Genomic DNA, 18,773 nt, shown 5'->3' on the forward strand with positions numbered 1-18,773 from the left:
CGCGGCTGCCGACTCAGCGGGCGAGTGAAATCGACCAGTTGCTGCCGCATAAGTGGCGACCGATTTAATCACGCAAGGCGTGATGCCCGGACGCTTACAAACAAACTGCCGATCCGGCAAGCGTTGGTGCGCCCGACTTGTCCGCTCTGGGCTTGGGTTTCACTGGAGGGTTCAACACATTAAGCGTCAATGACGAGAGCGTGATTCCGTCAGCGCCGTCGGATAAAGTTTACTTGGTCCCTCAGCCCGCTGTGGACACTCAGGGCAATGAGAGAGGCGGCGTGAAGATGCCTGATGCCGCTGTGCCGCTTGCCACGTTCAAAAACTATAACTTGCGACGTAGCGGATTTTCAAAAGACCAGCAAAACGGTCTCAACACCTCCCAGCTTGCCTTCGCGCTCACTAAGGCGACCAAGCAGCCAAGGGATCCACGCAAAAGTATTCAGGAGTTGTACGGATCAAAAGCGGGGTATGTTAGCGCCGTTAACACCGCCGTCGACACGTTGGTAGCAGAAGGATTTATTCTAAAGGGTATCGGTGGTGTGGACGATGCATCTGTCTACAAGGCACGCGCCTTGATGCAGATCCAGCAGCCGAACTTCAGCCTGCTGCCGTAAGCAAGGCTCGCCAGGTTGCTGAAGCAGTCATGATCGTCTGATGCTGCATGAAACCGTACGGATCTGTGCTCGCTGAACAGTAGCCAACGTCATGAAAGCTGACAGCAATGCTGCGTGCTTCTTTGGCCGGCCCCCAAGCGTCAAGTCACCAGACGATGGGTTTGTCGTCCCAGGCCCAGAAGCTTCCGCTGTCGGCCGGACCATGTTTTTCTACCAGATCGATAATGCGATCCGCTGAAAAACCCGGTTCGAACAATTGGCCTTCAGGTACGTTCGCCTGGAATGGCTGAGACAGTTCTGTGTCAGTCGTGCCTGGGTGTATTGCCAGCACAGTAGAGGCAGGGTTCAGGCGCTTCAATTCAATACTGGCCGTGTGTAGCAGCTGGTTGAGTGCTGCTTTGCTGGCTCTGTAGCTGTACCAGCCGCCCAATCGGTTGTCGCCAATAGAACCAACCCTCGCAGAAAGCGCCGCGAAGGTGGACGGTTGTTTGCGCAATAACGGGACAAGATGTTTGAGCAGCAGGATCGGTGCAAAAGTATTGGTCGCGAAGCTCGCTTGCAGGCTCGCAAGCGTCAGTTGTGCCAGACCCTTTTCTGCTTTGGCGCCGTCCTGATGAAGAATGCCCAACGTACTGATGACGAGGTTCAGATGACTGCATCCCTGGAGCGTCTCTCTCACAAGTGTTTCGAGGGATTGCTCATCGCGCGCATCGCAGTCGACTCGTTTCAGGCGTTGACCATAGTGTTCTGCCAACTTTTCCAGCTCTGTGGAGGCGCTGGCTTTTCGCGCTACCGCCCATACCTGAGCCACATCATCGCGAGCAAGCAAGGCCGCGCACAGCGCCAGGCCGATACCTCGGCTGGCTCCACATATCAGTACGTGAGCTTCGCTGTTCAGTTCGGGTATCAAACTCATAAGGCACCTTGAGGAGCATGGCTGAATTATTTGTTATGACTCAGGAACAAGGCGTGACGTTCGGGTGGGCGCTTGCTGGCGAGAGAGCTCAACGAAAGCAGCCTTGTACTGAGCGGCCACATTGGCTGGCTCGAGAATACTTGTCCTGCAATTGCCAAGTGATTGCAAAGGATTTTGCCCGATGGCGGCCCTTGCCGAGCTGGGAGTTCGCCAACGACATAAGCGCGCCCCCCGAGAACGGGCGACAGCTGATTTGCGTCATGAGTATCCGAAGGCTGCGGACGCGTCATACATTCAGCGTTTCAGTTCGCAGTCTTTGATATGGGCATTGGCCCGAGAATGGAGGCATCAAAGTCCTTGAGGGGCTTATTGTCAGCCAGACATTCGCTCCTGCCGGTGTAGCGTTGCAGCCCTTGGTGATCAAAGCCCGGTTACCACTTCGTAACATCCAGACCACTCATCTTGATCAGGCGCAACAATACCGCACTCCCCTTACCTCCAATATCCCCCCGTCCGATGGCATTTCTGTACGGTGTCAGGCCACACAACCTTTGATAATGGTTCTTGTTTGCTCTAGATTAGCGTCTTTTTGCCCCAGGACTTTTCCATGTTCGAGTTGCAGGCCGTCTCTTTCGACATTCCCGAGCGTACGCTCCTGCACCCGCTGGACCTGAAACTGCCTCATGGCCAGATCATCGGTTTGATCGGGCATAACGGTTCGGGTAAATCGACACTGATCAAGCTGCTGGCCCGCCAGCAGGCGGCGAGCCATGGCACGGTAAAGCTTGATGGCGTGCCGCTGTCCGCCTGGAAAAACCGCGATTTTGCGCGGCAGGTGGCTTACCTGCCGCAACAGCTTCCCGCCGCCGACGGCCTGACGGTGCGCGAGCTGGTGCGCTTTGGCCGTTACCCGTGGCACGGCGCGCTGGGACGTTTGAGCGCGCAGGATCACGAGCAGGTGGAAAAGGCTCTGGAGCTGACGCACACCACGGTGTATGCAGACCGTCTGGTGGACAACCTCTCGGGAGGCGAGCGCCAGCGTGTCTGGCTGGCCATGCTGCTGGCACAGAACAGCCGCTACCTGCTGCTCGACGAACCGACGTCAGCGCTGGATATCGCGCATCAGGTCGAGGTGCTGGGGTTGATTCGGGAATTGAGCCACAAGCTGGACCTGGGCGTAGTAGTGGTGCTGCATGAGATCAATATGGCTGCGCGTTACTGCGACCACCTGGTGGCGCTGCACAGCGGTCGTTTGCTCATTCAGGGGCCACCGGCAGACCTGATGAACAGCGAAGTGCTGGAGTCCATCTACGGCATCAGCATGGGCGTCATGCCCCATCCGCGCGATGGCTCGGCGATCAGTTTTCACTACTGAGCGTTGTTGGCGGATTGCAGACTTTCCACCCAAGCGGCCCCGGCCGCGAAGATGTCTGTACGCCGGCCTTACGCGGGCAAGCGCAGCGCAAAAACCTTCACGTGTGCGTCCAGTTCAGACGCAGGCCAGTTTGCCTGGCGGTTTGACCTTCAGCGGGCAATTGCCGCATAGCTCAAGCTCGGGCAACAGGTAACGCACGCAACAGACCTTGCGCTCGCGGCGCAAGCTGGGCTGACCGTGCTCGTCGGTAATGGGCAGATATTGCACCGGCTGAAACAGCGGGTTGCGGGTGCCATCGGGGCGGGTTTTCGTTTCCAGCAGAAGGCGGCCCGGGGCAAGCCGTTCGGCGGGCATGCCGACCTTGGCCATCAGGTTCAGCACGTTCTCGAAGTAATTGCCGGCGTTACTCCACAGCACCTTGGGCGACAGCTTCGTCTGGCTGGCCATGGCCTGAAACAGCGGTTGCAGGTGATCGTCCAGCAGGCTTGAGAACAGCTCGAAGGGGTCGCTGATATCGGCTGCGAAAGGCTCGCCTCTGTCGACGAGTCGAAACGCCTCCGGCAAGTGATCATCACTCAGCACCAAGGCGGTATCGCCAAGGGCCAATGGCAGGCGCCAGCGCAGCAGCAACGTAGCGCCCATCACCGGTGGCAGCAGTTTGACGATGTAATGCTTGGCCCATAACGACACCAGCGCGCGCCGGTCATCGCCGTTGTAGCGCTGACCGAAGCGGTCTTGCAGGTCGGCAAAGGCACTGGGCGCCAACAGCGAATCGTAGGCGGTGGCCGGACGCGGGTCGTCGGCCAGCACCAGCACTTCTCGGTAGGCTTCAAAATCACCGCGAAACAGCGGCGCAAGCACGTCGATCATCGGCCCTTGGCATCCTTGGTCATAAAGAGGGGTAAATGAGAAACAACATCATTCACCCAGCATACCCGATCAGCCACCGATAAACAGCCATCAGGCCGAGACGCTTCGACCGGCAGCACGGCGCGTGTCGTCGACCGGTTGAGCTTGCCGATTACCATCCAGACGCTGTTCCAGCGCAGCGGCGATCTCCCCCGAACGAGCAGGCAGCACCGACAACAATGTGTCGCTCAGGCCGTGGGAGTTCTGGCTGAAGCCTTGGATGAACACCGGTGTTTCCAGCTCAGGACGCGCCAGCAACTGGTAATCGCGATCAACGCGGAAGTCTTCGAGGTAGTCCTTGAGCGGCGCCAGCAGCTCGCGATGGGAGCGTCGCTCGTAGCCGGTGGCGAGAATGACCGCGTCGTAGCGCCGCGCCTCAGTGCTGCCAGTAGCCAGGTCGCGCAGTTGCAGCTGCACGCGACCATCGACATCGCTGGCGCTTTCGATCATGCGGCGGCACAGGAAACCGTGACGGTCGATGCCAGAGACTTTCTGGCGGTACAGAATGGCGTAAATACGCTCGATCAGGTTTAGGTCCACCACCGAGTAGTTGGTGTTGTGGTACTCGCGGATCAGTCGCTCGCGTTCGGTCTCAGGCTGATTGAAAACCAGATCGGTGTAGTCCGGGCCGAAGATCTCGTTGACGAACGGGCTGTCGTCGGCTGGCTTGAGCACGGCGGCACGCAGGATCATGTCGACCTGCACGTTCGGGTAGCTGTCGTTGAGGTCGATGAACGCCTCGGCGGCGCTCTGCCCGGCGCCGACCACGGCGATGCGCATCGGCTCGCCACGGGTGCACGCCTGAGTCGCCATGGCCGAGAGGTAACGGGCATGGTGAAACACGCGAGGATCGTTGCGAAAGCTGGCGAAGGCTTGAGGAATCTTCGGCGTGCCACCGGTGCTGACAATCACCGAGCGGGTCTGGCGGCTCACTTCCCGGCCTTGCTGATCCTGACTGATCACGTTCAGGCGGCGTACGCGGTTGCCAGCTTCCACTACCGGCTCCACGCGCAGCACCTGCTCGCCATAGCGGCTCTGCTCGGCGAATTGCATGGCGACCCAGCGCAGGTAATCGTTGTACTCCATGCGGCACGGATAGAAGGTACCGAGGTTGATGAAGTCCACCAGACGACCATGGGCCTTGAGGTAGTTGACGAACGAAAAGCGGCTGGACGGATTGCGCAGGGTCACCAGATCCTTGAGAAAGGAAATCTGCAGTTCGCTCTGGGCGACCAGCGTGTTGCCGTGCCAGTTGTAGTCGGGTTGACGCTCCAGAAACAGCGCATCGAAGGCCTTGCCGCCCTGCTCTGCGCGCTCTTGCAAGGCAATGGCCAGCGCCAGGTTGGAAGGGCCGAAGCCGATGCCAATCAGGTCATGGGGAGCCGTCGGGGTGAGGTGCTGGGTCATGTGACCAATTCCTTCCAGAAGAGAGTGAGAGAGCGGTGGCCGGACTGTCGCGTCCAGCCGCCGAATAAACCTGTTCTTAGAAGACGCTCGCCGCGTCGGCTAATTTAGCGCCCTCTGGTCGCTTGACGGCTTCGAGCGCTGACAAGGCCTGCGCCAGGTCCGTCATGAAGGCCGGATGGCGAATGATGTCCAGGTGGTGCGCGCCCGCAATGCAGCGCTGCTCGACGACATTGACCAGCGCATCCCAGTCGCGCAGGCGTTCGCTGCGGGTCAGGGAGTCAGCCGCTTGCCAGACATGCGCATCAATCACCAACGGTGCGTGCACGTGACGAGCGGCCTTCAGGCGCTTGTCGAGCAAGGCCCACTGCTCGAATTCACGGGACAGCAAGTCGGGTCCGTCGCTGGGCAATTGCCCGTCGTGAGACAGCACATGCTCAGCCAAGGCTTCTCGCTCACGCTCATCCATCAGTGCGAACAGACCTCGCCACTGCGCGGCCATGGCCGAACGGGCCAGCCAGCTTTCCAGCAGCGGCTGGGCCTGGGCATGTGCCGTGGCGTCCAGCGACTGACGGGGATGAAACGGCACCGACTCGAACACATCCACCAGCCCCAGAAAGTCCACCTCGGCACGCCCTTGCAGCAAGCGTGCGGTCTCCAGCGCCAGCTCGCCGCCAGAAGACCAGCCGAGCAAGGCGCAGCGTCCGCCCTTGACGGTGCGTGCGATGTAGTCAGCGTACTCGCCGGCCAGCGCTGGCAGGTCGTAGCCGCGCCAGCGCTGATCGGTATAGACATGGCTGACAAAGCCGTACACCGGTCGATCACCGCCCAGCGCGTCCACAAGCGGCTTGAATTCGCTGCTGTTGACGATCAGTCCCGGCAGGCAGAACAGCGGCACGCCCTGGCCTGAACGCGACAGGAACACGACTTCCGGGTCAGACACAGGCGGTGGCGCGAGGCGCTCGGCCAGCGCCGCCAGGCTTGGCGCGTTGAGCACGTCAGCCAAAGTCAGCTTTCGCTCCCCTTGCAGGCCCTGCTTGCGGATGCGTGCGAGCAGTTTCAGGCTGAGCAGCGAGTCACCTCCCAGCTCGCCGAACGACGCATCACGAGCAATATCACTGCGCCCCAGCAGGTCGCTCCACAACGTCGCCAGTGCCTGCTCAACCGGGCCGCGCGGGCCTTCGCTTGCAGGCCGGGTGGTTTGTGATGTGGTCGGCAAGGCACGTCGATCAAGCTTGCCATTGGCGGTGAGCGGCAGCTGTTCCAGCACGGTCCAGTGTGAAGGCACCAGCGCATCCGGAACCTGGGCTGCCAGCGACTGACGCAGAGTATCCACGGCCGCCTCGGTCGTCAGGACCAGATAGGCATGCAACTGGTCGTGGCCATCTTCACCGGGCAGTGCGATGACGGCAGCGTCGCGAACACCTGCCAGACGACGAATCGCCGCGCTGACTTCGCCTGGCTCGACGCGGTAGCCACGGATTTTCACCTGGTCGTCGCTGCGGCCCAGGTACTCCAGGCTGCCATCGTCGAGACGACGTACGCGATCACCGCTGCGATACAGGCGCGCACCGGGCGGGCCATAGGGGTCTGGCACATAACGTTCCGCCGTCAGGCGCGGGCGGCCCGAATAACCCTGGGTGACGCCAGCACCGCCCAGGTACAGCTCACCAATCACGCCCCTGGCCACCGGATTGAGATAAACATCCAGCACACGCGCATGGACACCAGCCAGCGGCGTGCCGATGGGCAAGGTCCGGGCGCGCAGGCGATCCGCGTGGGCGGCGTTCTGGCACAGTGCGCCGACCGTGGTCTCGGTCGGGCCGTAGTGGTTGAAGACCTGCAAATGCGGGGCAAGCTTGCGAAGGTCATCGAGCAATTGCCATGAAGTGGCTTCGCCGCCAAGGATCAGGGTATGCCGGGGCAGGGCGCGGGCCGGGTCGCGGGCGTTGAGCAGCGCCTGTAAATGACTGGGCGTGATTTTCAGCACATCGGCACCCTGCTCGCTTTGCCATTGGGCAAACGCGTCGGGATCGAAAGCCTGTTCATCATCCGCCAGTTGCAACAGGCCGCCTTGACTGAGCGCGGCAAACAGCACGGTATGGCCGAGGTCGGCGGCCACGGTCGAAACCATGGCAAAGCTGCTGTGTTCGGGCAATTGCAAGCGCTGGCAAACGCCAGCGACATACGCGGCCAGGTTGCCACGGGTGGCGACCACCGCTTTCGGCGTGCCGCTGGAGCCGGAGGTATAGATCAGGTAAGCCGGCCACTGAGGCACCTCGGTCGGCCAGGCAGCCAGCGACGCGGGCATCGGTAAATCGAGATCAAGCGCCAGCCAGTCCAGGCCTGCCACCTGAGGATCGGCACCCAACACCAGACAGGCGCCGCTGTCGGCCAACACCGCCGCACGCCGTTCGGCCGGCCAGCGTGGATCGACCGGCACATAGGCGGCACCGCACTTGAGTGCCGCAAGGATGCCGACGACCATTTCGGGCGTGCGTCCGCTCAGCAGCGCCACGCGCGCGCCGGGCCCGACACCGCGAGCCAGCAGCTGTTGGCCCAGTGCCTCGGCGGCACGGTTGATGTCCTCACGACTGAAGGTCATGCCGTTGCTGGTCAGGGCCGCTGCGTCAGGGCTGAGACGGTGGTGACGCTGCCAGCCGGCAAGCACATCTTCGGCCGTCATAGAGGGGGCAGTGTCACGGTCTTGAGGAATGACGGCGAGTTCCAGCAACGGCCGGCTCGGCGCCAGGCTGACCGCGTCGGCCAGTGCCGACAGATCAGCCGCCAGGTTTTCGATGCGCTCGGCGTCGAACAGGTCGCAGGCGTAGGCGATCAACACCTCGATGCCGTCGGTGCGGTCCGTGAAATCCACGCTCAAGTCGAAATGCACCTCACCTGCCGCCAGCCCGTCGAGGCTCATGGACAGGTCGGCAAAGTGCTGCGGACGACTTGCCGATTGCTCGGTGCACTTGACCTGAAACAGCGGGTGCGTGCCTGGCTCACGGGGTGGCGCCAAGGCTTGCACCAGTTGGTCGAACGGCAGCTGTGAGTGTTCCTGAGCGTCGAGCAGCGTGTTACGTACCTGATTCAACAGCGCTGTGAAACTGTGCAATTGATCGACACGATTGTTCAACACGCTCAGGGTGGTGAAGTAGCCCACCACCCGCTGGGTTTCAGCGCGGGTGCGGTTAGCCAATGGCGAGCCGATGCGCACGTTGTCCGCGCCACTCTGGCGAGCCAGCACCAGGTTGAGCAGCGCCAGCATCGCCATGAACGTGGTCGCACCGTTGGCCTTGGCCAGGCTGCGCAAGCGCTCGCTGGTGCCTGTCGACAACCGCAATTTCACGCTCGCCCCACGAGAGTCGCGATAGGCGCTGCGCGGGCGGTCCAGCGGCAGCGCCAGGGGCGTGTGGTCATCGCCCAACTGTTCGCGCCAGTAATCAAGTTGCCGCGATTGCTCACCCGCATCCAGCCAGCGCTGCTGCCAACCGGCGTAATCGGCGTATTGCACCGTCAACGGGGGCCATTGCACAGCCTGCTCTGCGCGACGTGCTGCATAGGCTGTGGCCAGGTCTTCGATGATCAGGCCGATGGACCAGCCGTCGGCGAGGATGTGATGCAGGACAATGACCAGTCGGTGCTGCTGCGCATCCAGACGATGCAACTCCAGGCGCAGCGCGGGCTCGGCCAGCAGGTCGAACGGCTCGGTCGTCAGTGCTCGCGCCCGATGATCCGAGGCGGCCTCGTCCAGCCCGAGGCAGACCAGAGGCTGGAACCGGGCCGGGTGGACGCATTGCTGCGGCTCGCCGTCGGCGTCCTGAGTGAACGATGTCCGAAGTGCTTCGTGGCGAGCGGTCAAATCGTTGCACGCCTGCTCCAGTGCTTCGATGTTCAACGAGCCACTCAGACACAGCACCCCCGCCAGGTTGTAGGCCGGGCTGTCGGGTTCGCGCTGCCAAGCGATCCACAGGCCACGCTGGGCGGCAGACAGCGGCGAGGCGGCCGGGCGAGGCAGCGCGACCATCGGCAAGTCCGTGAAACGAATGCCGTTTTCCTCCAGCTTTGCGAGGAAGGCCTGGCGTCGCTCGGGCGTCAGCTCGGCGAAGCGGCGGGCGATTTGGTGCGGATCGATACTCATCTCATTCCTCGAATTCATCCAGCCAGCGGGCCATGTCATCCAGGCGCTCGCGATGCTCGACCGCCGCAGCGAACAGATCGCTCGGCAGTTGCTGGGCCAGCTTCTGCACGGTGACGTGATCGAAGAAGGCATTAATCGGTAGGTGACAGCCGTGGCGTTGCTGCAATTGGGCGCGAACCTGCATAACGCTCAGCGAATGCCCGCCCAGTTCGAAGAAGCTGTCGGTGACGCCGACCTGCTCCAGCCCCAGGACCTCCGTCCAGATTGCCACCAGTGCCCGTTCGGCATCAGTGCTCGGCGGTACGTACCCGCTGGACGCGCCCTGCCCTTCAGGTTGCGGCAGCAGCTTGCGATCCAGCTTGCCGTTGGCCGAGAGCGGCATCGCCGACAATTGCATCAATCGCCACGGCACCATGTATTCAGGAACGTGCTGACCGAGGTGAAATTTAAGCGCAGCTTCATCACAGGCCTCCCCGACCCAGTAACCGAGCAGTTGATTGTCCCGGGCGATGACCACGCATTCGCGCATGGCTTCATGTGCCAGCAACACGCTTTCGATCTCGCCCAGCTCGATCCGCTGGCCGCGCAGCTTGACCTGATGATCGAGACGACCGAGGTAATCGATGGCGCCATCGGCACGCCAGCGGGCCAGATCGCCACTGCGGTACATGCGCTCGCCGGGCTTGCCGTGAGGATTGGCGACGAAACGCTCGGCGGTCAGCGATGGACGCGCCAGATAACCCCGTGCCAGGTTCACGCCTGCGATGTACAGCTCGCCTGCGACACCTACCGGGACAGGATTCAGGTCCGCGTCGAGGATGTGAATCTGCGTGTTGGCAATCGGGCGGCCAATCGGCACGCTGCTGCCATCCTCACGGCACGCCCATGACGTGACGTCGATAGCGGCTTCGGTCGGCCCGTACAGGTTATGCAGTTCGCTGGCGGTTTGCGCCAGCACCTGGCGTTGCAATTCTGCAGGCAAGGCTTCGCCACTGCAGATGATGCGTTTGAGCGAGGTGCAGGCTGACAGCTCGTCAGCCGACACAAACGCCTGAAGCATCGACGGTACAAAGTGCAGCGTGGTGATGCCGTGCTCGACGATCAGCTCGCGCAGCAGTTGCGGATCGCGGTGCGCGCCGGGCGGTGCCATGACCAGCGCCGCACCGCTGAGCAACGGCCAGAAGAATTCCCAGACCGACACGTCGAAACTGTAAGGCGTTTTTTGCAGCACGCGGTCATCGGCAGTCAGGCCGTATTCGGCCTGCATCCATTGCAGGCGGTTGAGCAGACCGGCGTGGCGATTGCCAACCGCTTTGGGTTTGCCGGTAGAACCTGAGGTGTACAGGCAGTAGACGAGGTTTTCCGGGCTGATATCGACGACTGGCGCAGTCTGCAATTGGGTGTCCAACGGCAGATTTTCCAATGCATGCACCGGCACACCCACATCGCCTGCCCAGGTATCCAGCAGGTGCGTCTGGGTCAGCAACAACGGGCTGCCGCTGTCTTTCAGCATGCCTTGCAGGCGATCACGCGGATGGTCCGGGTCCAGCGGCAGATACGCACCACCGGCCTTGATCACGCCCAATAGCGCGACGACCAGCTCAACTGAACGTTCGGCAGAAACGGCGACCGGCACGTCCGGGCCGACACCCTGCGCCTGCAGCCAATGGGCGAGTTGATTGGCGCGGGCGTCCAGTTCGGCGTAGCTCAGTCGGGTCGCGCCGTAGACCAGTGCCAACGCATCCGGTGTGGCGCGGACCTGTTCGGCGATCAGCGCGGGCAGGCTTGAATACGCCGAGTACTGGGTGTCAGTGACGTTCCAGGCATCGATCTGTCCAACCTCGATCGGGCTGAGCAACGTCAGGTTCGACAATGGACGGCTGCTGTCGTCGAACTGCGCCAGCAAGCCTGCAAGGTGTTCACTGAAGCGGGCGATGTCGGCTTCGGTAAATGCGTCCTGACGATAGCTGAACTCGATCTGCAATTGCGCACCGGCATGAATCACCAGGGTCAACGGATAATGCGTGGTCTCGTGGCGCTGCACAGGCGAGAAACGCACGCCGCTGGCTTCACCGAGGGCCTGTTCGACCGGGTAGTTTTCGAACACCAGCAAGGTGTCGAACAGCGCCTGACCACCCTGCCCGGCCCAACCTTGAATCTCGAACAACGGCGTGTGTTCATGCTCGCGCAGCGCACTGTTGAAACCTTGCAGTTGACGCAGCCAGTCGCCCAAAAGCTCCTGAGCGGGCGGTGTCTGAATCACCGGCAAGGTATTGATGAACAGCCCCAGCGTGCGTTCGGAATCCGGCAACTGCGCCGGACGCCCTGCCACCGTGGCGCCGAACGCCACCGTGGCCTGCCCGCTGTAGCGCTGCAGCAACAGGCTCCAGGCGCCTTGCACCAGGGTGTTCAACGTGACCCGCTCGCGGCGGGCGATGGCGATCAGGCGTGCAGTCATCGCCGCATCGCATTGCCAGTGGTGCTGGCGGTGACCTGCCCCTTCGCCTGTACCGGACACGGTATTGGACACTGTATTAGCCAGCAACGTCGGAGCCTCCAGACCGACCAGACGCTCGCGCCAGAACGCCTGGCGCTGAGCCAGATCACGCTGTTGCAGCCACTGCACGTAATCGACGAACCGCCCGGCCACTTCGGCAGGCGGCGTGCCTCGATAATGCTGCAAGACTTCGGCGATCAGTCGCGATGAACTCCAGCCATCCAGCAACAGGTGATGGCTGGTCAGGATCAACTGATAACGTTGCTCGCCCAGACGCACCAGCAGTACACGAATCAAAGGCGCAGTGCCGAGGTCGAAACCGGCCTCACGCTCCTGACTCGCCAGCGTCTCGACGGCGGTTTCGCGGTCTGCCCGCTCACGCCAGTCGAGCAGACGCACCGGCGACGGCACACTGCGACGCACAGCCTGCAACGGCTGGCTCAGCCCTTCCCAGAGAAACGCCGTGCGCAGCACGTCATGCCGGGCCACGGTGGTGTCCCAGGCCTGCTTGAAGCGTGGAGCATCGAGGCCGTCGATGGCCAGGCTCAACTGGTTGAGGTAATGGCTTTCGTCCGGAGCCTGCAAGGCATGGAACAGCATGCCCTGCTGCAACGGCGACAGCGGGTACAGCAACTCGGTGTCGGCAGGCAACAGCAGGCTGTCCAGCGCTGCCTGATCCAGCCTTGCCAGCGGGAAGTCCGAGGGCGTGAAGCGTTGCGCGTCCGGCGTCAGGCAGTGTTCGATCAACGCGTGCAGCTCGTCACGGCAGGCCTGCGCCACCTGCTCGACCCAGGCCGAAGCCAGACGCTCGCCGCTGTACTGCCAGTTCATGTGCAGCTCGCCCTGACGCACCTGAGCATTGAGGATCAGTTCGTTGCCCAAGGGCGCGTCGCCAGACTGATCGTCACCGCCACGCTCGGGCGCGATGCTGAACAGCCCCTGTGCATCCAGGCCGCGGTCGGTCTGGCCCAGGTAGTTGAACGTGATCGACGGCTGCGCACTGGCAGCCAGTTCGGCACGCACCTGCGGCTCGCCGAGGTAACGCAGGATTCCGTATCCCATGCCTTGATCAGGCACCTGGCGCAGTTGTTCCTTGATGCCACGAATCGCCGCACCGGCTGACGCGGCAGGGTCCGTATGCAAGCGCACCGGGTACAGGCTGGTGAACCAGCCGACACTGCGGCTCAGGTCAATATCGCTGGCAGCGGCCGGGACTTCACGACCGTGGCCTTCAAGCCCCACCAGCAGGTTTTCGCCACCGGTTGCGCGCAGGACCACGCGGGTCAGCGCAGTGAGCAGCAGTTCATCGACCCGGCTGCGATAGGCCTGTGGCGCCTGGGTCAGCAACTGGCGCGTCAGTGGTTCAGCCAGACGCACCTGACATTCGCGCACCTGATCACGGCGACGGCTGCCCGTTTCATCCAGCACAGGCAGACGGGCGACGCCCGGTGCCAGCGTGGCGCGCCAGAAATCCAGCTCTGCCACACGCGACGGCACCTGTGCCAGAAGCACTTCGCCCCAACGCTGGAAGGCACTGGTTTTCTGACCCGGATCGAGACGCTGGCCTGCCTGAAGCTGGCCATACGCGCGTTGCAGGTCTTCCAGCAAGATGCGCCAGGACACGCCGTCCACTACCAGGTGATGAGCCGCCAGCAACAGACGCTGCCCCTCAGGGCTGTCGATCAGCAAGGCGCGCAGCAACGGTCCGTCACTGAGGTTCAGGCTGGCCTGAGCCTCGGTGCATGCGCTGGCCAGTTGCACTGCGTCGGTCACGTGAACACGGTCCAGCGGCACCAGGGCCGTTTCGGCATGACGCTGCTGCCAGACACCCTCGGCGCTGCGGGTAAAACGCAGGCGCAAGGCGTCATGATGAGCCACCAGAGCCTGCAATGCGTCACTCAGCCAAGCGGCGTCCAACGGCTGCAAGGGTTGCAGCAGGACCGACTGGTTCCAGTGCTGGCGGGCGCTGATCGGGCTTTCAAAAAACCATGACTGGATCGGGGTCAGGACAGCCGACCCGCTGACCGGGCCTTGGGCCTGGGCAACACTTTCCTGAATTTTGGCCACCTGGGCCAGAGCTCGGATGGTCTGTTGCTCGAATACATCCTTGGGCGTCAGCAGCACGCCAGCCTGACGCGCCCGGCCGACCAGTTGCAGGGAGACGATGGAGTCGCCGCCCAGCTCGAAGAAATTCTCCGTGGCGCCCACCTGCTGCATGCCCAGCAGCTGTTGCCAGATACCTGCCAGCAGGGTTTCCACCTCGCCCTGAGGCGCAATGAATTTGCCGTCCTGAACATGCCAGTCCGGTACCGGCAGCGCGGCCCGGTCAAGCTTGCCATTCGGCGTCACCGGCAGGCGTGGCAGCCACACCAGCCGCGACGGGATCATGTAGTCCGGCAAGTGCCCGGCCAGCGCCTGTTTGACTCGCGACTCAAGGCTCGGCTCATCGGCAGACACCGTGGCGACGCCATAGGCCACCAGCCGTGGACCGGTCGGCGAAGGCAAGGCCAGCACCACGCAGGTCTCGACCTCAGGGTGTTGCTGAATGCGCGCTTCGACTTCTCCGGGCTCTATGCGATAACCACGAATCTTGATCTGCTGGTCGATGCGACCCACGTATTCGATCACCCCTTCAGCGCCCCACAACACGCGATCACCCGTGCGGTACATACGCGCACCGGGCGCGCCAAACGGGTCAGGCACAAAGCGCTCGGCGCTCATCGCCGGTCGGCCATGGTATTCACGCGCCAGGCCACTGCCGCCCAGATACAGCTCGCCACTGACACCGGCTGGTACAGGCTGCAGCCGTGCGTCGAGAATGTAGGCGCGGCGGTCGCCCACCGGGCGGCCAATCGGGGCGTAGGCCGACAGACAAGCCTGACTGGCCGCAACCTTCCACACCAGCGGCGTGACCACGGTTTCAGTCGGCCCATAGCCATTGATCAACGTGCGCGGCGCGAGTGTCTGGCGGATGCGTTCGAAGTTGGCTTGCGGCATGGCTTCGCCGCCAAAGGAGTACAGATCCAGCGCCGGCGCGTGGCCCTGGGCCTGGGCTTCGGCGGCCATCTGAGTCAGGTAGACCGGTGGGAAGCCTGCGTTGGTGACCTGATGTTCCTCCAGCGTCTGCAAGGTACGCGCCGGGGACCACAATTCCTCGTCGCGCAGCACCAGACTTGCGCCGCACGTCAATGCCGTCATCCAGCGCTCATGAGCACCGTCGAAGGCAAAGGAGATGAAGTGGAACTCGCGGGACGCCTCGCTCATGTCGTACAGCGGCGCCGTGGCGTCACAGTGCATGGCCAGCGGGCCGTGGGCCACGGCAACTCCCTTGGGTGTGCCGCTGGAGCCCGAGGTGTAGATCAGGTACGCGAGGTTCTGCGGATGCAGATCGACTGTTGGCGCCTGCTCGCCGTACCCGTTCAGGTCCAGACCGTCGAGGTCGAGTAACGCCAGGCCCGGTGTTTCGGGCAGACGCTCCAACGCCATCTGTTCGGTGATCAGCAGGCTCATGCCGCTGTCTTCCAGCACGTAGCCAAGACGCTCGCGCGGGTAGTCCAGCGCCAGCGGCACAAAAGCCGCACCGGCCTTGGCCACTGCCAGCAACGTCACCAACAATCGATTGGAACGCTGCAAGGCCACGCCGACGCGTGCTTCGGCACCGACGCCACGAGCAATCAATGCGTGGGCCAAACGGTTGGCCTGGTGCTCCAGCTGACCGCGGGTCAGGGTCTGACCGGCACAGATCAGGGCAACACGCTGAGGATCGGCCGCAGCATGAGCTGCGATGCGTTGTGGCACGCTGGCGAAAGCAGGCGGCGCGTAGTCCGAGGTACTCCAGGCCATAAGTTGCGCCTGTTCGCTGTCGTTGAGCAGGCTGACAGCGGCCAAAGGCTGATGGGCATCGGCAATCAGGCCAAGCAACAGGCTGTTGAGGTGCCCGGCTAGCGCCTCGACCCGGCCAGCGGCGAACGCATCCCGACGGTAACCGAAGGTGATGTCCAGCGTTTCGCCGGCGAAGATCGCCAGTGACAGCGGATAGTGAGTCGCTTCCAGCGTGCTCGATGCTTCGATGCGCACGCCGCTGTGCTGGCGCATGGCGTGATCAACCGGGTAGTTCTCGAACACCAGCAGGCTGTCGAACAGGCTTTGCCCGCTCAACCCCGCCCAACGCTGAATATCGGCCAGTGGCGTGTGTTCGAACTCACCTGCCTCGGCGCTCTGGTTCTGCAATTCACGCAGCCAGTCACCCACCGACCGACTCGCGTCGCCACCGGCAATCACTGGCACGGTGTTGATGAACAGGCCAACCACCGCTTCGGCATCGTCCAGCGCACTCGGCCGCCCGGATACGGTCGCGCCAAAGGCCACTTGCGACTGACCGGTGTAGGTTTGCAGCAGCAAGGTCCAGGCGCCTTGCACCAGCGTATTGAGCGTCACACGCTGGCGACGGGCAAACTGGCGCAGACGCTGGCTGTCGGCAGCCGACAGACCGCTGCGGATCACGCCATGCCCGGTCACATCGCCGAGCCCTTGGGTGTCGCGGGCGGGCAGGCTCTCGGCGAGCAGGGTCGGGCCGTCCAGCAGCGCCAGACGCGCTTGCCAGTAGGTCTGGGCGGCTTGCGCATCCTGAGCGGCCAGCCAGGCGATGTAGTCGCGGTACTGACTGCGCGGCGCCACCGGCCGTTCGCCTGCGTAATGCTGCAGCACTTCGCCTATCAGGCGCGCGCTGCTCCAGCCATCGAGCAGGATGTGATGGAAGGTCCAGATCATTCGGCAACGCGCGTCATCCAGGCGCAGCAGTTGCACCCGTTGCAGCGGCAAGCGCGTCAGGTCGAAACCTTCGGCGCGCTCGGCGATGGCCCAGTTGTCCAGCGCCTGCTGGCTGAGCCCCCGAGCGTCATGCAGGTGCGCAACCGAAGGGCCACGGCGCAGGACCGCTTGCAGCGGCACACTGAGTTCGCCCTGCCAGACAAACACGCTGCGCAGGGTCGCGTGCTGTTGCACGGTGGTTTCCCAGGCTTGCAGGAAGCGCTGCGGGTCCAGCCCTTCGAGCACCACGTCGATCTGATTGACGTAGGCAGATTCGGCATCGTCTTGCAGGCTGTGGAACAACAGGCCCTGTTGCAGCGGCGACAGTGGGTACAGATTTTCGACGTCGCGAGCCGCCAGAGGCAAGGCGTCAAGCCGGGCTTGGGTCAGCCCGGCCAAGGGCACGTCAGCAGGCGTCAGGGCGGCGTTTTCCAGGGTCAGGCAATGCGCGGCCAGCAGGCTCAGTTCAGCGCGCAGGTCATCCAGCAGGCATTCCAGTTGCGAGGCGCTGTAATGCCGGGAATCGGCGCGGCCGTCGAATTGCAATTGGCCTTCGACCAGACGTGCGTTGACGGTCAGGGCATGGCTGAGCGGCGCAGCATCGTCACGCTGACGGCCTTGCGGTTCACTGGCGAGACCAAACAGGCGCTGGCCGTCAAGGCTGCCGTCGTACTGCCCCAAATAGTTGAACATGACCTGCGGCTGAGCCTGCTCGGCGAGCAACGCCTGGGCAGACGCAGGGCCGAGGTAGCGCAGCGCGCCATAACCAATGCCTTTGTTCGGCACCTGACGCAGTTGCTCCTTGACCGCTTTGATCGCCGACCCCAGGTCGCCAAGGCCGGGGCTCAGGCGCGCCGGATAGAGGCTGGTGAACCAGCCGACGCTGCGCTCGATATTCAGGCCTTCGTTGAACGGTGCAGGCAACGCGTCGCGGCCGTGGCCTTCCAGAGCGACGCTGAGCGACGTGTTGCCGCTTTGTCGGCAGAGAACCCGCGCCAGAGCCACGAGCAACAACTCGTCCAGACGCGTGCGATAGGCGCCCGGTGCTTCCTTGTGCAGGCGGCGAGTCAGTTCGGCAGGCAGGCGCAGGCGATGCTCCACAGCCTGACCTTCACAGCCCAGAACCCGAGCAGGTTGCCTGGCTGTCTGCGCACGCCAGTAATCCAGCTCTTCAAGCAACGCCGGGCTTTGCGCGAACGCCTGCAAGCGCTCGCTCCACTGCGCAAAGCTGGCACCCACCGGCGCCAGCGTGATCGCTTGTCCTGCGGTCTGCTGCCGGTAGGCGTGCTGCAGGTCTTCCACCAGAACGCGCCAGGACACGCCATCCACCACCAGGTGATGGACCACGATCAACAGCCGCTGGCTGCCATCGCTCAAGGCCAGCAAGGCAGCGCGCAACAACGGGCCGTTTTTCAGGTCGAGGCTGGTTTGCAGCCGTTCGGCCTCGATCAGCAAAGTCTCCGTGTCCGGGGCGTCGACTTCCACCAGCAGGTTCTGGTCAGCAAACGCCGTGTAGCCCTGTTGCCAGGTGCCATCGGCGTCCTGCTGGTAGCGCAGGCGCAGGCTGGCGTGATGCTCGACCAACGCGGCAAGGCTGGCACGCAGTGGCTCGGCCTGCACAGCCTGCAACGGGCGCAGCAGTGCTGACTGGTTCCAGTGTTGGCGCTGCGCAATGTCCTGGCTGAAAAAGTAGTGCTGAATCGGCGTCAGCGGCGCGGGCCCCACCGTGACGGCAGGTTGTTGCTCGGCGCTCTGACGAGCGCTGCGTGCGGCATGGGCCAGCGCAGCCAGGGTCGGGTGCAGGAACAGATCGCGTGGGCTCAATTGCCAACCGGCCTGACGCGTCCGGCTGATCACTTGCAGCGACAGAATCGAGTCGCCGCCCAGTTCGAAGAAGTTATCGGCAATACCGACCTGCTCAAGGCCCAGCACTTCAGCCCAGATGACGGCCAGCGTCTGCTCGATCTCGCTGCGTGGCGCGACGTAATCCTCGACAGCGGCCTGCGCTTCCGGCTGCGGCAACAGCTTGCGGTCCAGCTTGCCGTTCGCCGACAACGGCATGGCATCGAGTTGCACCAGGCGCCACGGCACCATGTATTCGGGCA

7 protein-coding genes are annotated in these 18,773 nt (G+C 63.1%); 2 read left to right on the forward strand and 5 right to left on the reverse strand.

Translation table 11 applies throughout. The annotated features are described in order from the left end of the window. Positions 1-200: 200 nt before the first annotated feature. Positions 201-617, forward strand: a complete 417-nt coding sequence (locus KDX37_RS27145) for an alpha/beta hydrolase domain-containing protein (protein ID WP_319941721.1) — start codon at positions 201-203, stop codon at positions 615-617. A gap of 145 nt (positions 618-762) precedes the next feature. Here KDX37_RS27145 and KDX37_RS27150 read toward each other — a convergent pair whose 3' ends face one another. Beyond that, positions 763-1,533, reverse strand: coding sequence for an SDR family NAD(P)-dependent oxidoreductase (locus KDX37_RS27150; protein WP_231656315.1), 771 nt, complete (start codon positions 1,531-1,533; stop codon positions 763-765). A 607-nt stretch (positions 1,534-2,140) separates the two neighbouring features. Here KDX37_RS27150 and KDX37_RS27155 point away from each other — a divergent pair. Then, complete coding sequence (locus tag KDX37_RS27155) at positions 2,141-2,908, forward strand: ATP-binding cassette domain-containing protein (protein ID WP_231656316.1); 768 nt, start codon at positions 2,141-2,143, stop codon at positions 2,906-2,908. Between the two features lie 114 nt (positions 2,909-3,022). Here the strand turns inward: KDX37_RS27155 and fhuF are convergent, their stop codons facing one another. The 4 genes from fhuF to KDX37_RS27175 all read right to left on the reverse strand — a co-directional run bounded on the left by fhuF (position 3,023) and on the right by KDX37_RS27175 (position 18,759). After that, positions 3,023-3,778 carry a siderophore-iron reductase FhuF gene (gene fhuF / locus KDX37_RS27160; RefSeq protein ID WP_231656317.1) on the reverse strand — a complete coding sequence of 252 codons (756 nt, stop codon included), beginning with the start codon at positions 3,776-3,778 and terminating at the stop codon, positions 3,023-3,025. Between the two features lie 90 nt (positions 3,779-3,868). Continuing rightward, a complete protein-coding gene (locus KDX37_RS27165; RefSeq protein ID WP_231656318.1) occupies positions 3,869-5,224 on the reverse strand; it encodes a lysine N(6)-hydroxylase/L-ornithine N(5)-oxygenase family protein in 1,356 nt (451 codons plus the stop codon). Positions 5,225-5,300: 76 nt separating this feature from the next. Continuing rightward, a complete protein-coding gene (locus KDX37_RS27170) occupies positions 5,301-9,362 on the reverse strand; it encodes a non-ribosomal peptide synthetase (protein WP_231656319.1) in 4,062 nt (1,353 codons plus the stop codon). A gap of 1 nt (position 9,363) precedes the next feature. After that, entirely contained in the window at positions 9,364-18,759 is a 9,396-nt protein-coding gene (locus KDX37_RS27175; protein WP_231656320.1) for a non-ribosomal peptide synthetase, read from the reverse strand. Positions 18,760-18,773: the final 14 nt, after the last annotated feature.

The organism is Pseudomonas californiensis, from assembly GCF_021147775.1.
Classification (GTDB): Bacteria; Pseudomonadota; Gammaproteobacteria; order Pseudomonadales; family Pseudomonadaceae; genus Aquipseudomonas; species Aquipseudomonas californiensis.